Annotated in this window: 10 protein-coding genes and 1 pseudogene; 3 read left to right on the top strand and 8 right to left on the bottom strand. The window is 34.5% G+C overall.

Annotated features, from left to right (window positions below):
- Positions 1-3: 3 nt before the first annotated feature.
- The 4 genes and pseudogenes from H0Z29_05275 to H0Z29_05260 form a co-directional block, all read right to left on the bottom strand.
- The gene (locus H0Z29_05275) at positions 4-1,365 is read right to left on the bottom strand and encodes a phosphomannomutase/phosphoglucomutase (protein MBO8130914.1); all 1,362 of its coding nucleotides are present in this window, start codon (positions 1,363-1,365) and stop codon (positions 4-6) included.
- A pseudogene (gene murQ / locus H0Z29_05270) lies at positions 1,362-2,286 on the bottom strand (N-acetylmuramic acid 6-phosphate etherase). The gene H0Z29_05275 and the pseudogene murQ overlap by 4 nt, the downstream one beginning before the upstream one ends.
- Before the next feature lie 283 nt (positions 2,287-2,569).
- The gene (locus tag H0Z29_05265; GenBank protein ID MBO8130913.1) at positions 2,570-2,944 is read right to left on the bottom strand and encodes a four helix bundle protein; all 375 of its coding nucleotides are present in this window, start codon (positions 2,942-2,944) and stop codon (positions 2,570-2,572) included.
- A gap of 280 nt (positions 2,945-3,224) precedes the next feature.
- The gene (locus tag H0Z29_05260; protein ID MBO8130912.1) at positions 3,225-4,649 is read right to left on the bottom strand and encodes a glycoside hydrolase family 1 protein; all 1,425 of its coding nucleotides are present in this window, start codon (positions 4,647-4,649) and stop codon (positions 3,225-3,227) included.
- A gap of 163 nt (positions 4,650-4,812) precedes the next feature.
- Here H0Z29_05260 and H0Z29_05255 point away from each other — a divergent pair, with 163 nt between their 5' ends.
- Both H0Z29_05255 and H0Z29_05250 read left to right on the top strand, forming a co-directional pair.
- The gene (locus H0Z29_05255; protein ID MBO8130911.1) at positions 4,813-7,455 is read left to right on the top strand and encodes a carbohydrate binding family 9 domain-containing protein; all 2,643 of its coding nucleotides are present in this window, start codon (positions 4,813-4,815) and stop codon (positions 7,453-7,455) included.
- A gap of 119 nt (positions 7,456-7,574) precedes the next feature.
- On the top strand, positions 7,575-8,438 hold the full coding sequence (locus tag H0Z29_05250; GenBank protein ID MBO8130910.1) for a DMT family transporter: 864 nt from the start codon (positions 7,575-7,577) through the stop codon (positions 8,436-8,438).
- Here H0Z29_05250 and H0Z29_05245 read toward each other — a convergent pair.
- Together H0Z29_05245 and H0Z29_05240 are read right to left on the bottom strand one after the other, a co-directional pair.
- The gene (locus H0Z29_05245) at positions 8,435-9,517 is read right to left on the bottom strand and encodes a DUF1887 family protein (protein ID MBO8130909.1); all 1,083 of its coding nucleotides are present in this window, start codon (positions 9,515-9,517) and stop codon (positions 8,435-8,437) included. The two genes, H0Z29_05250 and H0Z29_05245, sit on opposite strands and share 4 nt — an antisense overlap.
- 24 nt (positions 9,518-9,541) lie before the next feature.
- Entirely contained in the window at positions 9,542-11,407 is a 1,866-nt protein-coding gene (locus H0Z29_05240; protein ID MBO8130908.1) for a Na+/H+ antiporter NhaC family protein, read from the bottom strand.
- Between the two features lie 103 nt (positions 11,408-11,510).
- Here H0Z29_05240 and H0Z29_05235 point away from each other — a divergent pair, with 103 nt between their 5' ends.
- Positions 11,511-12,596: an LptF/LptG family permease gene (locus H0Z29_05235; protein ID MBO8130907.1), complete on the top strand. Its 1,086-nt coding sequence runs from the start codon at positions 11,511-11,513 to the stop codon at positions 12,594-12,596.
- 1,198 nt (positions 12,597-13,794) lie between these two features.
- Here H0Z29_05235 and H0Z29_05230 read toward each other — a convergent pair.
- Positions 13,795-15,111 carry a hypothetical protein gene (locus tag H0Z29_05230; GenBank protein ID MBO8130906.1) on the bottom strand — a complete coding sequence of 439 codons (1,317 nt, stop codon included), beginning with the start codon at positions 15,109-15,111 and terminating at the stop codon, positions 13,795-13,797.
- 8 nt (positions 15,112-15,119) lie between these two features.
- Positions 15,120-17,306, bottom strand: a complete 2,187-nt coding sequence (locus H0Z29_05225; GenBank protein ID MBO8130905.1) for a hypothetical protein — start codon at positions 17,304-17,306, stop codon at positions 15,120-15,122.
- Positions 17,307-17,308 lie beyond the last annotated feature (2 nt).

The raw sequence follows: 17,308 nt of genomic DNA, 5'->3' as shown, positions 1-17,308 counted from the left end.
AGGTTACTCCGAGATTTTAATTTCACCAAATTCTTTAAGCTTATTTAATACTAACTCCTTGATCTCGTTCAACCTTCCCTCACTGATGGCTTCAAACCTTGTTACGATAACAGGTTGAGTATTAGAAGCTCTAACAAGTCCCCATCCATCCTTAAATTTTATCCTTACACCATCGACATCTATACAATCATAATTTTTCATAAAATAGTCATGAGCCTTTTTTGCAATTTCAAATTTTGTTTTATCATCAGGACATTCAAGCCTCATCTCTGGCGTTGAATAATAATGAGGATACTCTTTTAACTTCTCCGATAGTTTTTTATCAAGCCTCGAAACTTTTTGTGCAAATCTCGCTGATACGTAGATCGCATCATCATAACCAAAATAATCATCTGCAAAGAAAATATGCCCACTCATCTCCCCAGCAAAAGGAACCCGCAATTCCCTCATCTTTTCCTTTATCAGAGAATGTCCTGTCTTCCACATAAATGGTTTCCCACCAAGTCTCTTTATTTGGTCTTCCAGCACCTGAGAACACTTAACATCAAAAACGATAGTCTCTCCACTCTTTTTTATAACCTCATCCAGGAATAAAATCATTATATAGTCAGCAAAGATGATATTTCCTTTATCATCCACAACCCCAATTCTATCTGCATCACCATCATAGGCAACACCAAAGTCATAATCACATTTTTTTATCTCATCAATCAACCATTTCAGGTTGCTTAAAACAGTTGGATCAGGATGATGGTTCGGAAAAGTACCATCGATCTCACAGAAAAGTTCTTTCAAACCGCAACCAATTTTCTTAAAAATTTCAGGGGCAGCAAGACCAGCAGTACCGTTCCCGCAGTCCATTGCAACCTTCAATTTCCTTTCCAACTTTACCTTGGAAACTATATAATTTATATAATCCTGTAGAATTTCCTTTTTTTGAAAGCTACCCTTACCTGTTCTGAATGAACCTTTTTCAATCAACTCTCTCAAGTACTGAATATCTTTCCCATAAACTGCTTTTTTATCATAAGACATTTTAAATCCATTCATATCCGATGGATTATGACTACCAGTAATCTGCACAGCTCCATCGACTTGCAGTACAAACATGCTGTAATAATTCACAGGTGTCGGTACTATCCCCACATCTATCACGTTAACACCTGTTGAGAGTAACCCTTCGGTAAAAAGTTCTTTTAACCTGGGAGTTGATATTCTAACATCTCCACTGATGACAATTCTACTTCCCCCTTTCTCAATTACATAACTCCCAAAAGCTTTTCCAAGGTTTACTACCACCTCATCGGTAAAATCTTTTTCTACAACACCTCTTATGTCATATTCCCTGAAAATATAAGGGTTCATAACACCTCCCCTTCATTATTATCTAATATAAATCTAACAAATCCATTATATTTATCTAACAATTTTATTGCCTGTCTCTTTGTAATTCCTCTTTTAATCATCACGAGGGCGACTTTAACATTTTTATTAACCTTAAATAAATACTTTTTACTTTCCTCATAGGATAAACCTATTACCTTTGATATAATCCTGCAACCTCTATCAATCAGATTTTCATTAACTGCCTTTAGGCCCACCATCAAATTCCCGTATACCTTTCCAAGCTTTATTTTAGTAGCTGTACTAATCATATTCAAAACCATTTTTATTGCAGTACCCGCTTTTAATCTGGTGGAACCCGCAATGATCTCAGGACATGTAAGCACCTCTATCACGATATCTGCATTTATTTCTATATCTCTGCTTAGAGTACTTGTAAGAAATATAGTTTTACAACCTATTGATTTTGCATACTCCAAAGCACCATGCACATAAGGTGTTGTTTCCCCTGTAGCAATACCTATAACAACATCATTTTTATTGATCCCCTTTCTCACGCAATCACGTTTACCATCTTCGGGATTATCCTCAGCACCCTCAACTGACATACGTAATGCTTTGTACCCACCAACAATAATTCCCTGGACCATATCACGGGAGACAGAAAATGTAGGGGGGACATTCACTCGCATCAAGTACTCCTAACCTTCCACTTGTTCCCGCACCCACATAATACAGCCAACCACCAGCCTTTAATGTATTATACACAGTATCAACAGCTTTTACAATCTCGGGAATAGCTCTTCTAACTGCTTTATGAACAGTTCCATCCTCTTCATTCATCAATTTTACAATTTCTTCTGTACTCATAAGATCAATCTTTGAACTCTTTGGATTTTCTTTCTCCGTCAATATATAACTTCTTTTATACATCTTATCAATTGGGAAAAGCTACCGTCTTGTATTCACGAAGTCGCCGAAGGCGATTCCCCGAAGGGCAAGATAGCCTTATGGCAATTGCAAAATGAAGATCGCAAAGTGCAAAAGTCAAATTTATTTCCGTATACATTTTGAGTACAAAAGCCAAATCTGACAAAAGACGATTTTGCATTTTTCAATTTGCATTCTGATTTTTGCAATGAGCGATACCAGCTATACGACGCTGTGGCCTTCCTTCGTGAATACAACATTGCAAAATGAAGATTGCAATGTGCAAATTGCAAAGTCATTTTCCCCCTCCTTTCGCAGTGATTACCGATTTTGCAACAATTTTGATCAATTCGTTTGATTCAGCCAATAATGGTTGTAGCTCATTGCCAGAAATTAAGTCGCTTCTCTCCACCAGTTTCAGCCAATATAAAGACTCTCGTAATTCCTTCAAGACGAGTTGCATCTTATCTATAAAATCGGCTCTACTTTCTGCTCCACATGCCTCTTCATAATTTGCCCCAGAAGACGAAGCAGCTCGCATTAGCTGATTTGCTATGTACCGTCCCACAGCAGTCCTTTTAAGTCTAACTGTCAATTTAATGCTACTTGCTGCGAACTCTAATAGCCGTTCTGATAAATCGCTTCTATTTTGGCATTTTTCAATTTGCATTCTGCATTTTGCATTCTGTATTGAGCCATTGCGCTTAACACCCTATATACTCCTTTAGCCAGCTAAATAATTTTTATTACCAGAATCTACACGTCAGAGTAAAGACTGTTTCTCTCATTATAGGCCATATTCATATTAAGCACTATTGCACAACCATCAGGGATTAGATCAGCAACGATAATGCATCTTCGACTTATCAAATCAACCAAGTATAACACTCGCCTATAATTAGTAAGTAAATTCAACTTGGTAAAAATCTAACAATAAGATAATCAGAGTATTACTTTTCACAAAACTCCTTTTGCCTATTTAATTGAATAATTTCTTTATAAATATTACTACCCTCTTTGAGCCTGCGCTTCAAAGTTTTAAAATCCACATGATACAATCCAAATCTTTTAGTAAAACCCTCAGCCCATTCAAAATTATCCATCAATGACCAATAAAAATAACCTCTAATATCAACTCCATCAAGAAGTGCTTCATGCATAGCGTCAACATGATATAAAATAAAATCTCTCCTTAGATTTTTATTCTCCGTTGCTATACCATTTTCAGTAATAAAAATAGGTACCCCGAGTTTCCGATATTTTATAAGAGTCCGATATAATCCCTGAGGATATACTGTCCAGTTCATATCCGATATCGGTAGACTCTTTGTATTTTCCAGCAACAATCCCCACTGTCTCTTTAATGAAAAACCGCACAATATTCGTGTGTAGTAATTAATTCCTATCCAATCATATGAATATTTCAAACCTGGAATACTTTTCTTAAGATTTACTTTAAATGGAATATGTAATCTATATTCACCCGTTAATAATGACTCGATAAAAGATTCATTAAAGAAATTATCCAAGTAATAAAACACAATCCAATCGGGTAAATACCATCTACGATATGGATCAAATATCTGAGCACTTTTGGCTATACCGACGCTACAGTTTATTCCATCACCATCACTATCAACATTATCCAGCTCGTGAATAGTCCTGTATGCAAGACAATGAGCCTCTAAAATATTCATTAATACCTCGACTGATAGTATTAAATCCTTTTTCCCTGGTGGAAATTTACCATATATCCAGCCCATAATTACATAAACTAGTGGTTCATTAAAAGTCATCCAGAAATCAACATATTCTTTCAGTTCATCCACAACCTTCGCAACATAATCTATAAAGTAATCCACCGTATCTCTATTCTCAAAACCACCTATCTCCCAGATCCAGATCGGATTTGTAAAATGATGTAATGTCACAAAAGGTTTAATTTCTGAATCCCTAAGTCCTTCACAAAGAGCTTTATAATGATCCAAAGCCTCCCGAGACCATATTCCTCTTTCTGGTTCTACCTTACTCCATTCTATTGAAAATCTATAGGAATTACAACCAAGCTCTTTTATAAGCTTTATATCTTCCTTATATCTATTCCAGTGATCGCATGATAAACCTGATCTATGTCCAAATCTTACTCTTGGACAACCTTCCTCATCAATACTATTTTCCCATAGAAACCAATCATTGCTCGTACAATTACCTTCTACCTGATGTGCAGATGTTGCAACACCCCACAGGAAATCATTAGGGAAAATTAAATCTCTCTTATCAATATTTTTTAAATCCCATGAAATGGCTGGATATTTTAAGTTTAAATATATTGAAATTAGTATTATTAAAAGGATTAGATATATAATCAATAGCATAAAATCACTTTTTTCAATAAAATAACTTTTAAAATATAACAGTTAATATTAAATCACAAGAAAAAGAAATAGAAAGAAATTATTTATTAAATTACACGGGCAACTTTTGACCACTTTATTTAGTCCCATTTACGAAAATTGAAAACAAAAGAGGTTATATATAATGATAAGAAAACTTGAAATTATCTGGTTACTTTTTTTAACAATAGTTTATTCTGAGCTTTTCCCCTCGGAAAAGACAATAAAGGCAGAAAAGCTTATGCCTGGGGAAGTAATAATAATTGACGGTAAACCTGATGATCCTGTCTGGCAAAGAGCACAGAAAGCAGGAGGTTTTATTCAAAGGGAACCTGAGGAGGGGAAACCTGGTTCTGAACCAACTTATTTTCAGGTAGCTTATGATAATAAATTTTTATATGTCTTTGTTTATTGTTATGATTCGAAACCAGACAAAATAAAGGCATATCTTACCCGAAGAGATTCTTACTCTTCATCGGATTGGGTCGCAGTATCAATCGACAGCTACAATGACAACAGGACAGCTTTCGAATTCCGGATAAATCCTATAGGTGTTAAAATGGATATGATTAGATTCGATGATAATAATAGTGATCGGAGCTGGGACCCTATATGGTTTTGTGATACAAGAATTGATACTAACGGATGGTTTGTAGAATTCAAGATTCCTATGAAAGAGTTGAGATTTTCTAATAATAACACAGGACAGTGGGGTATACAGGTTTATAGACAAATTGCCAGGAAGAATGAGAGACAGTATTGGACTTATTGGTCAAAAAATGAAACTGGATGGGTTAGTCACTATGGAAACCTAATTGGAATCACAGATATACCAAGGCAAAAAAGAATTTACCTATACCCATATACTCTTGGCGGTATTAACTTATCCAATCTTTTAAGGACAGAAGTACATAAAAACAATTACGATATTTTAAGAAACTTTGGATTAGACGCAAAAATTGGTATTACAAATAATCTAACTATGGATATGACTGTTAATCCTGACTTTGGTCAGGTAGAGGCTGATCCAGGTGTTTTAAACTTAACGGCGTTTGAAACGTTCTATCCTGAAAAAAGACCATTTTTTATAGAAGGCAGAAATATTTTTAATTTCTCACTTGGCATTGGCGACGGAGATCTATCTCGAAACTCCCTATTCTATTCAAGGAGAATAGGACGAGCTCCTCAGCGAGATGTAGAATCCGACATAAGCTCTGATACTGTCTACTGTAATCAACCCGACTGGACAACAATTCTTTTCGCAAGTAAAGTCACCGGTAAAACAAATAATGGAATATCAATTGGAATACTCAATGCACAAACTGACCGTGAATACGCGTATATAAGATATAAATCAGGTAGAAAAGAGAAAGAGGTTGTTGAACCGATGACGAATTATACAGTTGCAAGACTTCAAAAGGACTTTAGAAATGGAAATACAACTCTCGGGGGAATTTTAACTTATACATACCGAAAGATTGATGATCCTGCACTTAATTTTTTACGAGACAGAGCTCTAACTATGGGATTTGATTTCACCAACTTATTCTGGAATAGAAATTACATGATTGACTTTGCACTGGCATATTCATATGTCCATGGCTCAAATGAAGCTATGATAGAGACCCAGCAAAGTTCGGCAAGGTACTTTCAAAGACCGGATGCAAAACATGTAAATCTTGATTCCAATAGAACATTCCTTACAGGATATGCTAATAAAATAGCTTTTGGTAAAATAGCAGGAGGACATTTTAGATTTGCCTCAGGTCTTGTCACCTCCAGTCCAGGTTTTGAGATAAATGACCTCGGATATATGCAACAGGTTGACCAAATTATCCATTTTACATGGGTGGCATTTGTTCAAACAAATCCAAAATATTTCTATAGAGAATACCAGATTAATTTCAACCAATGGTCAGCTTTCAATTTTGAAAAAATTAATCTTGGTAATGGAGGCAATGTCAATTTTCATATTGAGTTCAAAAACTACTGGGAACTACACACAGGTTATAACATTGAATTAAGTGGTATTTCAACAAATGCATTAAGAGGAGGTCCTTCTATTAAATATCCAAGAAGTCATAACTTCTGGTTTGGTATTAAATCTGATTACAGAAAAAATATAGCAGGGAACGTTTTCCTCGGGCAATCAAAGAGTAAAGATAATTCCTATAGCAGGTGGATAAATCCTCACTTGACACTTCGTCCGCATCAAAACATGAGAATTTCCATTGAACCATCCTATAGAATCGCTGTTAATAATTGGATGTGGGTAGATTGCTTTGAAGTAGATAATAAAAATCACTACGTATTTTCTAAAATAGAACAAAAAGTTATCTCATGCCAAATGCGATTGGATTATACCCTCACTCCAAATCTTTCTCTTCAATTTTACTGTGAACCATTCATAGCTACTGGAAAATACTCAGAATTTAAAGAGGTAAACAACCCAAGAGCTGATAAGTTTGATAAAAGATTTTACACCTACTCACCTTCGCAAATAAACTACGATGAGGAAAATGAGGTTTATAATATTGATATTGATACAGATGGTAATACCGATATATCTTTTGATAATCCCAATTTTAACTATAGGCAATATAGATCAAACTTTGTAATACGATGGGAATACTCACCTGGCTCGCTTCTTTACATAGTTTGGTCTCAGAATATTGATTCTTACGATAGTTTCGGGATATTTGATTTTGATAGAGAATTAAAATCTTTGAGAAAAGCAGCACCATTTAATACTATAATGCTAAAACTAAGTTACCTGATAAATTTTTAGCTTCTACCCCCACCCCGAGAAAGGGAAGCCCAAGCCCAATAATAAGGCTTCCCTTTTCTTTTTTATTTTGATTTATAACGTTTAAAACTTATTTTTCATCTCTGTTTTATGGTATAGTTATGATCTGGTACATATTATCAATCACATCAGGTTTATTTTTTGCTGCTGCCGACACAGTATCAAAGAAAGAATCTCAATTCTCATCACCATTGATCATAGCATGGGTACGTGAGGCATTTGCTTTACCCTTTTTACTCCCTACACTCTTCTTTACCAAAATACCATCACTCGATCTAACCTTCTGGATCGCTATTATTCTGTGCGTAGCCATGGATTTACTATCAACATATATGTATATGTATGCTATAAAAGTGGCACCTCTGTCTCTTACGGTCCCCTATCTCGGACTAACACCTATATTTTTACTATTTCTACCCAGAATAATTCTTGGCGAAACTCTTTCTGTCAACGGGATCATCGGTGTGATTCTTGTATCACTGGGGACTTACATACTCCAGCTTGATAGAGCTAGATATGGCTTTTTAGAACCATTTAAAGCGATATTTAAGAATAAAGGTTCACTCCTAATGTTTTTAGTAGCAATAATATATTCAATTACCGGTACCTTGGGGAAACTAGCTATTCAACACTCCAACGCTATTATTATGTCGACATTTTATTTTACATTACTTGCTATATTCTTTACCCCAATTGCGATAATGGAGGCGAAAAAAAAGAATATAAAAATATTAAAAAGAAGCAAAAGCTACATTATGATTGGAATTTTTATGGCGATAATGGCTATCACTCACTTTATAGCTATTTCAAAAATTCAGGTTGCATACATGATTTCTTTAAAACGCTTCTCACTTCTTTTTGCCATCCTGTTTGGCTGGATATTTTTTAATGAAAAGAATATAAAAGAAAGATTAATTGGTGGTATAATTATATTAACTGGTGGATTGCTTATTACACTTTTTTAAATATTAAAGTTTGCAATGTACTTTCCCGAAATTACGTGAAGACCATTGTCACGTGCATTTTCTATAAAACTTCTATTTGGCTGATGTGATACGAATATATAACCTTGAGCATTAAATAAATTTATTGTATGAATAATAGATCTCAAGGCTATAAAAGATTCCCTTGTTATAGGATAGGAAAAACATTGAAATATATAAAATTTACACCCTCTTAGCATTGCGATATCAATAATTGCTTCTGCCTTTGGACTAAGTGAGTGAGAGCTTCTGTCAAGCTTAACATCAAGTCTTATATCATCATATTGAGACCTATGCACTCTGAGAAAAACCAGCTCCCTCAACCATCCACCATTGAAAATATATGAATAGGCATTTCCTCCTATCTCACAGGTTTTAACGTTGTCTTGCTGACCATACCTAAATTTCATCGCCTTTTTTTCAGCATCATAATTAATAGTAAATTTTATGAAACGATCATTCAGTTTCCACTGTCTGGAAGGTTTTTCTTCTCCCAGTTCATTCCACTCTGCTCTTACCTTATCTATGAAAAGAACAATCTTCTCTATATTATTTCCCAAAAAATATGTCAAACTACTTCTCTTCCCAATCTCTGGATCAAAGCGTGTACCTGATAAAACTTTCACACCGTATAGTGCAGCATATTCATTCACAGTAAGTGCTGCATGAAAAGATTTAACTTCCTTGGATTTCAAATCAACTATTCTGGAATGATCCGTATCTACCAATATAACTTCTTTCCCTGCATTCATAAAAATATCGTAGGCAAGTATCGCCTGAATCCTGTCACCACCGGAAGCATTCAATATTATATCGTACTGTGGGTAGTCCTTTATAATCTGCTCGCATACTTTTATAAAATCATGGATATCTCCTGGCTGAACCTCTCGGGTCTCAAATTCTGCTTTTATCTGAGTGCTTAGAACACTCTCCAAATTAGATATCTTATTTTTTTGCCCCGGCATCTTAATCCAGACCACCGCATCAGGTTTTTTTAATAGGTTTCCTATATAATTCGCTACTGGACTATCATTTACAATACAAACTTCTAACAAAGGCATATTAATCTCCCATTTGAAAAAATACTAATTATCTATTTCTTTACCAATTAAAAAAACAGCTAAAATCAGTATCATTGATATAATAAAAATTATTATGAAATAATTCAATCCTAAACCCAATAGAGTATAACCCAGAATACCAGAAAAAATGGCAACTGTTATCGCATATGGTAATTGAGTTCTAACATGATCAATATGGTCTGAACTCGAAGCCACTGAGGATAAAATTGTCGTATCAGAAATGGGCGAGCAATGATCTCCAAATGTAGCACCTGATAATATAGCTGCGAAACTGGAAAGGAAAATTATAGAATCCGGATTACCATCTGTGTATCTAAGAGCTAATGGTGATATAAGGGGGACAAGAATCGACATTGTTCCCCAAGAAGTGCCAGTGGAAAAACTCACAAGTGCAGCCGAAGTAAAGGTAACAAAAGGTAAGAGCCAGGGTTTCATAATATTTTTTGTTATATTTATTATATAATCAGCTGTTTTTAGGTCAAGACAAACCCGTCCTATTGTCCATGCTAATACGAGTATTATAACTCCTAGCAACATAGATCGCAAGCCCAATAACCATCCTTCAATAGCCACCCTCAATGTTAAAAGTTTTCTAAAAAGAGATAAAATTATCGCCGTTATACCACCAACAGTCGATGCCCATAACAGGCTCGAATAAGCATCTGAACTTCCAATTATATTAATGATATTCTTTAACTTACCATTCAGATTCGAAAGCCCTGTAAAATATAAACTTATAACAGTTGCAATTATAACCACGAGAATAGGTATCGCACCATCAATCCATTTGCCTTCTTTTCTCTTTATTTTATTAGCATAAAATTTTGAGTCATCCATCAAAGGTTGGGCATCATCCCTTAACAATTTATTCTCTTTATAAGCTCTTACCTCCGCATCATACATCGGACCAAAGTCCCTTTTTGAAATGATCAACAGAAATACAACATATATAGCAAACAAACAATACAAATTAAATGGAATTGATTTTAGAAAAACTATATAAGGACTTCTGTTAATACCATAAATTTCAAAAGGTATTTCAAGAAGACTCATCTGGAAAACCGACCATGTGCTAATAAACGCTAAACATGCAACTGGTGCAGCAGTAGAATCTACGATATATGCAAGTTTCTCCCTTGAGATTTTCATTTTATCAGTAAAAGGTCTCATTGTATTGCCTACAATCAGTGTATTCGAGTAATCATCAAAAAATATAAATAGTCCTAACAATAGCGTTGCTAACTGAGCTTTACGACGACTATTTGCATATTTAGATACAGACATAGCAATGCCATTCATACCACCATTTTTAGAAATAACGCCAATCATCCCACCAAATAAGAGCGTAAACAATATTATTGTCGCATGTTCCTGATTCGTCACCGTTTCTACTAAATATTCACTCAAAGTGTACAGGAATCCTTTAAAAACATTGTAATCATAAATGATTGTCACACCGATAAAAATGCCTGTAAATAGTGCTACAATCATCTCCCTTACCAAAAGTGCAAACAATATCGCAACCAGCGGAAGGACAATGGCTATAAACCCAGGGATAACGCGAATAGAATATCTCTTATAGAAATCCTTTGCTGTTATTTCAAGTATATTCTTTCCAGTCTTAGAAAAAATCAAATTTTCTACACTAAAAAATTTATTTTTTACTAATACTGTATCAATATTCTTCTCAACTCTATAAACCAAACTTTCATGTATATATTGATCTGGAACTTCAAATTCAACTTTAAATGGGATATTCCTCAACACGATTTTTGGGAAATTTATATGAAACTCATCACTCCATCTTGGACTGATAGCTGATGATAATGACATTGTGACAAGAATTAGTTTAAATAAATTTTTAATCATAATGCTCAAAAAATTAATCGAATAAATTAAAAGAAATGAATTTTAAATCAACCAAGTAATTGATAATTTTAACTGATTTTTACCAATTAATAAGATTTTGAAAATGAAAGTTCTGGACAAATTTGTACTAAAATCTTTTCTCCAACTATTTATTTTGGTCATATTGACATTTATATTCATATTTATAATTGTCGATTTAATTGAAAAAATTGACATATATATTAAGAACCAGTTAACTGTGAAAATGGTATTATTTTACTATACTTATCAGTTACCATTTTTCATCAGCATAGCATTACCAATGTCGCTATTAATTGCAACAGTATTCTCAATAAGTTTCATGAAGAAAAATAATGAACTGTCAGCTATAAAATCAGCCGGAATCAGTATGTACAGAGTCTCTCTACCAATACTAATTCTTGGGTTGATGTTCACAATTTTTTCCTTTTTATTTGAGGACCACGTAGTAATCCCCGCCAATAGAAAAAGAATTGAAATTGAAAGAAATGAATTAAAACGTTCAAAATATAGAAAAAAAAATATACTGACTGATCTATCCTTCCAGGACTCTGAAAATTGCAATATATTTATAAAATGGTACAACGTCGAAGCATGTTACGGGAAAGAAATCTCAATCCAGTATTTTGAAGAAAATAGACTTTTAAAAAGAATTGACTCAAAATTACTTCACTGGGACAACGAAAGGCAAAATTGGCGAATAAAGAATTATGTATATCGGGAGCTCGACTCTGAGGGTCAACCTATAGTAGCAAAGACAGGAACCGATAGCCTGATAAAACTAAGTATAAAGCCAGCAGATGTAAAATATATGACATTAGACCCTGAAGGGATGAAAATCAATGAACTCAGAAGGTTTATAAAAAAGATAAAATCAAGTGGTAATGACACAACTAGGTGGGAAGTTAACCTCCATTATAAATACGCATTCCCACTGACATGCTTCCTAGTTATACTCATCGGGATCCCAATATCAGTTTATAGACCAAGGAAAGACATTGCCTTTGGCGCCGGATTTAGCCTGCTTGCAATTTTTATATACTACGGATTAGTAAAATTCGGGCAATCCCTTGGCTATCACAAGGTACTATCCCCTTTTTTATCTGTCTGGATCGCTAATCTGATTTACTTATTTGCAGGGGGTTATATGTTTTACAAAATAAGACAATAAATAAATTTATCGTATTTTATTCACGAAGTCGCCGAAGGCGATTTCCCGAAGGGCAAGATAGCCTTACGGCAATTGCAAAATGAAGATTGCAAAATGCAAAAGTCAAATTTATTTCTGTCTACATTTTGAGTACAAAAGCCAAATCTGACAAAAGACGATTTTGCATTTTTCAATTTGCATTCTGCATTCTGCATTGAGACATTGCGATTATCGTCTTGTATTAACGAAGTCGCCGAAGGGCAAGATAGCCTTACGGCAATTGCAAAATGAAGATTGCAATGTGCAAAGGTCAAATTTATTTCTGTATACATTTTGAGTACAAAAGCCAAATCTGACAAAAGACGATTTTGCATTTTTCAATTTGCATTCTGCATTCTGCATTGAGACATTGCGCTTAACGTCTTGTATTCACGAAGTCGCCGAATGCGATTTCTCAAAGGGCAAGATAGCCTTACGGCAATTGCAAAATGAAGATTGCAAAGTGCAAAAGTCAAATTTATTTCTGTCTACATTTTGAGTACAAAAGCCAAATCTGACAAAAGACGATTTTGCATTTTTCAATTTGCATTCTGCATTCTGCATTGAGCCTTTGCGCTTAACGTCTTGTATTCACGAAGTCGCCGAATGCGATTTCTCAAAGGGCAAGATAGCCTTACGGCAATTGTAAAATGAAGATTGCAATGTGCAAAGGTCAAATTTATTTCTGTATACATTTTGAGTACAAAAGCCAAATCTGACAAAAGACGATTTTGCATTTTTCAATTTGCATTCTGCATTCTGCATTGAGACATTGCGCTTAACGTCTTGTATTAACGAAGTCGCCGAATGCGATTTCCCGAAGTGTAAGATAGCCTTACGGCAATTGCAAAATGAAGATTGCAAAATGCAAAAGTCAAATTTATTTCTGTCTACATTCTGAATACAAAAGCCAAATCTGACAAAAGACGATTTTGCATTTTTCAATTTGCATTCTGCATTCTGCATTGAGCCTTTGCGCTTAACGTCTTGTATTCACGAAGTCGCCGATGGCGATTTCCCGAAGGGCAAGATAGCCTTACGGCAATTGCAAAATGAAGATTGCAAAGTGCAAAAGTCAAATTTATTTCTGTCTACATTTTGAATACAAAAGCCAAATCTGACAAAAGGCGATTTTGCATTTTTCAATTTGCATTCTGCATTCTGCATTGAGACATTGCGCTTATCGTCGTGTATATACCATTATAGAAAATTTTATCCCTTGCATTTTTCTTATTACAATACTATTGCAGAACCCTATAGCCCAATCAATATTTACAAGACCACCATAAAAACCACTACCTATTGCCACTTCCCTCATCTCTTTTCCACCAATACCAAAGCCAATTCTAACAGGTCGATTAACAGCTCTCAATATTTCAAATCCTATAGCCCATTTCCATTTTCCAAAGCTATAAAGCCGATCCTCGAAACCAGCTATAATATCAGAGCATATCACAACATCATTAAATCTCTTACTAAATCCTATCCTGAATAAACCTGGGTATCTCATAACGAATTTTGTAGTATCTTTGAACTCTGTCCCTCTCCCACTAAATACCTCATCATAAGATACACCTCTAAAAAATCTCCCGAAGCGTGCCTCATTTATTTTAAACTCATACTTATAATAATTACCATCCATTAATAGTATCTCATCAGTATCAAGTAAGCTATTCAGGAGTACCCTTTTGTTCCAGTATATCCTCCCAAACAGGTTGATAATAGATAATCCAAACCTGTATCCATTTATAAGCTTAGTGGTAACTCCAAAGTCAAAGCTATATCCCATTCCTCCAATTGTCTGCTGGAAAAGATAATAACCTTCCCCCTCTATATAATTCTTTTCGTCCGTAAAATAGGTAATTAAATATCCATACGATGAATCAGGATTAAACCCCATATAAATTAACCCCTGAAGATATTTAAAAGAAAACCCGATATTGAAATTTTCAAATGGGATACCAAAGGAAAATGCCCATTGACCAATACCTATTGCCTCTTCCTTTAACGTAAGATCAAGTTTCTCATTTATTGGATTACTATCAATTAACACTCTTATTAAATCTTTTGCAATGCCAATATCCGTTATAAACAACAAATCATAGGTAAAAGCTTTATTACCAGAAGAATAGTTTACAAGCGGTATCGGTAGGTGAAATCCAGCAAAAATACGCCATCCAGATGATGGTAAAGAAGCAAGGAAACTCTTTTTTAATGCCCCATTATTAGCTTCAAAATCCTGCCCGTTATATTTTCTATAGCGATATATTGTTAAAAAATTATTATTAATATTTAGAGCAAATCCACCAATGATTCTAATCCTGTCTTTCTCTTGTCTTATTGCAAGGTTAGCAGGATTATACCCTACGGAAAATAGCCCACGGGATTCAACTGCATAGGCACCACATAATGCCATCTCCCTCGGATCTGTGCGAGTCTGGGAATATAAAATAGAAAGTGTTATAAAGAGGATAAGAATTAGCAGTTTGTATTTCATAATATTCGCTATTTTAACAATCCTTCTGAGCTGATCGTAATAGAAAGTAATGATGAAATCTTGACCATATTTCTATCAGATACTCTAACATATGTTGAAGTACTATCTAAAAATATACGTGGTCTTATGTAATGAACTTTATCTTCGATTATCCTAAATAGTTTGACTGTATCAAGTACCGACGACTCAGAAATAAAACCTGGATTTTTAACCGAACCATCTACCTGATCAATTTCAGCTTTAGGCAGTCGTACTCCAAATAGTGTATCGATTGATATATATACTAAGCCAGTATCAGTATCTGCAAAAAGAGAATCATTAATCCAGACATACCCGGAGTCAAGATTTTCTTCACTACTATCAAGAGGAAAATAATCAAAATTAGAGAATAATAGTTGTAAAGTCCCCGCCAAAGGACATCCATTTTCAACATTATACATTACCTCCGCTGAGACTAGCCCAGTTTTTATCCTCTGTCTTGTGTCTTCATCAACAGGCTCCAGAACGGTCGATTTTACGGGAATAAAAGTAACAGGTTTTGTTTTCATTACAAATGGAACATTTACCTCATAACTGCCCCAGAAAGATTTACCCACTTGTAGCCTTGATGTATCGTTTGATGGAATATAGGCAACACCTGTTACTTCTATCGAGTCCGGCAATAAGTTAAATAACGGGGCAACATTAACTTTTATAATAGACTCAGAAACAGGGATTGCGTCAGTAGCCTTTGTTATTGTGTCTTCTACTGTTATTGTCTTGGCAACATTACCATTCTTATATCCATTCAGATCAAGATTGAGGTAGGTTGATGTCTGAATCTGGTTATATATTGTAATCAATAGATAAGCATATTTAAACTTTACGAAATCCAGACCTTCGGGTATATTTCTTATAGTCATCGGAGGAATATCAAAATATAAATTGAAAAATCCCGTAATTTCACTTAACAACATATTTGATATATAAAGATTAATACCTAATCCACCAGCTCCTTTTCCGATTCTTATAGTAACCAATGTATCCTCGGCATTTGGTAAAAAATCAAATTCAGCTTTAATAAATATAGAATCGACAACAGAAACACCATCTGGATTCCTCAATGTATCACCATCCAGTCTCTTTTTACTTATTATCTGTGTACCACCGGAAATAGTATTCTCCAGAGCTACCACCCCATCCTCATCGTAGAAATTCAATAAAGTCACTTTATTCAATAAGTTCAGATCTGTATTATTGTTATATGTTATCTTTAAAAAATTTGTATCTTGTGGGTTAGTTTGAGTCATTGCCAGTACAGCATTAATAACTGTATTCTTTGATTTAGGTAATTTCCGCCTTATATCAAAACTTATAGGCTTTGGAATTCCAGTAACACTCTCTACCTCCCTTACATTTAAACTTACCGAAAGACTTGCATACGGGTCTGTTCCTGCAGGGATTGTATGAGGTTGTCCATCAGTACCTGGTATCTCAGCTGCTATTATAAAATAAATAGAATCAGCAATACTAACTCCTGCAAGATTACCATATTCACCGTCTTCAATTGTAGTTCCTGACTCTATTATATCATGACTGGCATTATAAATAACATTTCCTCGAGTATCAACAATCTGTATTATAACAGGTGAAATATCTAAACCAAGTCGATTATCAATTGTTACAAATAAATCGCCATCTCCTATCGTTACATAATCGACCCTTTTAAAAAAAGGTATCCCATATTTATCGAATACTCTGAACCCTTGTCGACTATCAAACATTGTCATTCTGGGAATGGAGTCTACAACAATGTTATAATCTGATGGCAGATGTTCATTAAGTACTTCAGATAATCTAAACCTCTCTGTGTGTGATATATTTAAATTAAAGTAGCTCTGGTCAATCTCTTCAAATGATTGAGTTATTTCAAAACTCATATTTACAGGAAGAACAAATATATCTCTTGTCAGAGTTGTGGTATCGATATCGCCTTGAAATCTAAAATATATATAATCGCTATCAACATTTGATAGAATATTGTTCTCTGGATCTACCAGTTCAGTAAACTTATAATCAACTTCAAGAAGAGGTATATTTATCTTAGTATTGAATTCAGGCACTTCTGGCTCCGGTAACGGTTCATATGTACACTTTATAACAGCAATAGTAATTAATACAATTATTAAAAGATGATATCTAAACAATTTCAACATAC

Source organism: Candidatus Neomarinimicrobiota bacterium (assembly GCA_017656425.1).
GTDB lineage: Bacteria > Fidelibacterota > UBA2242 > UBA2242 > B5-G15 > JACDNV01.
This window is presented reverse-complemented; position numbering and strand designations above follow the sequence as displayed.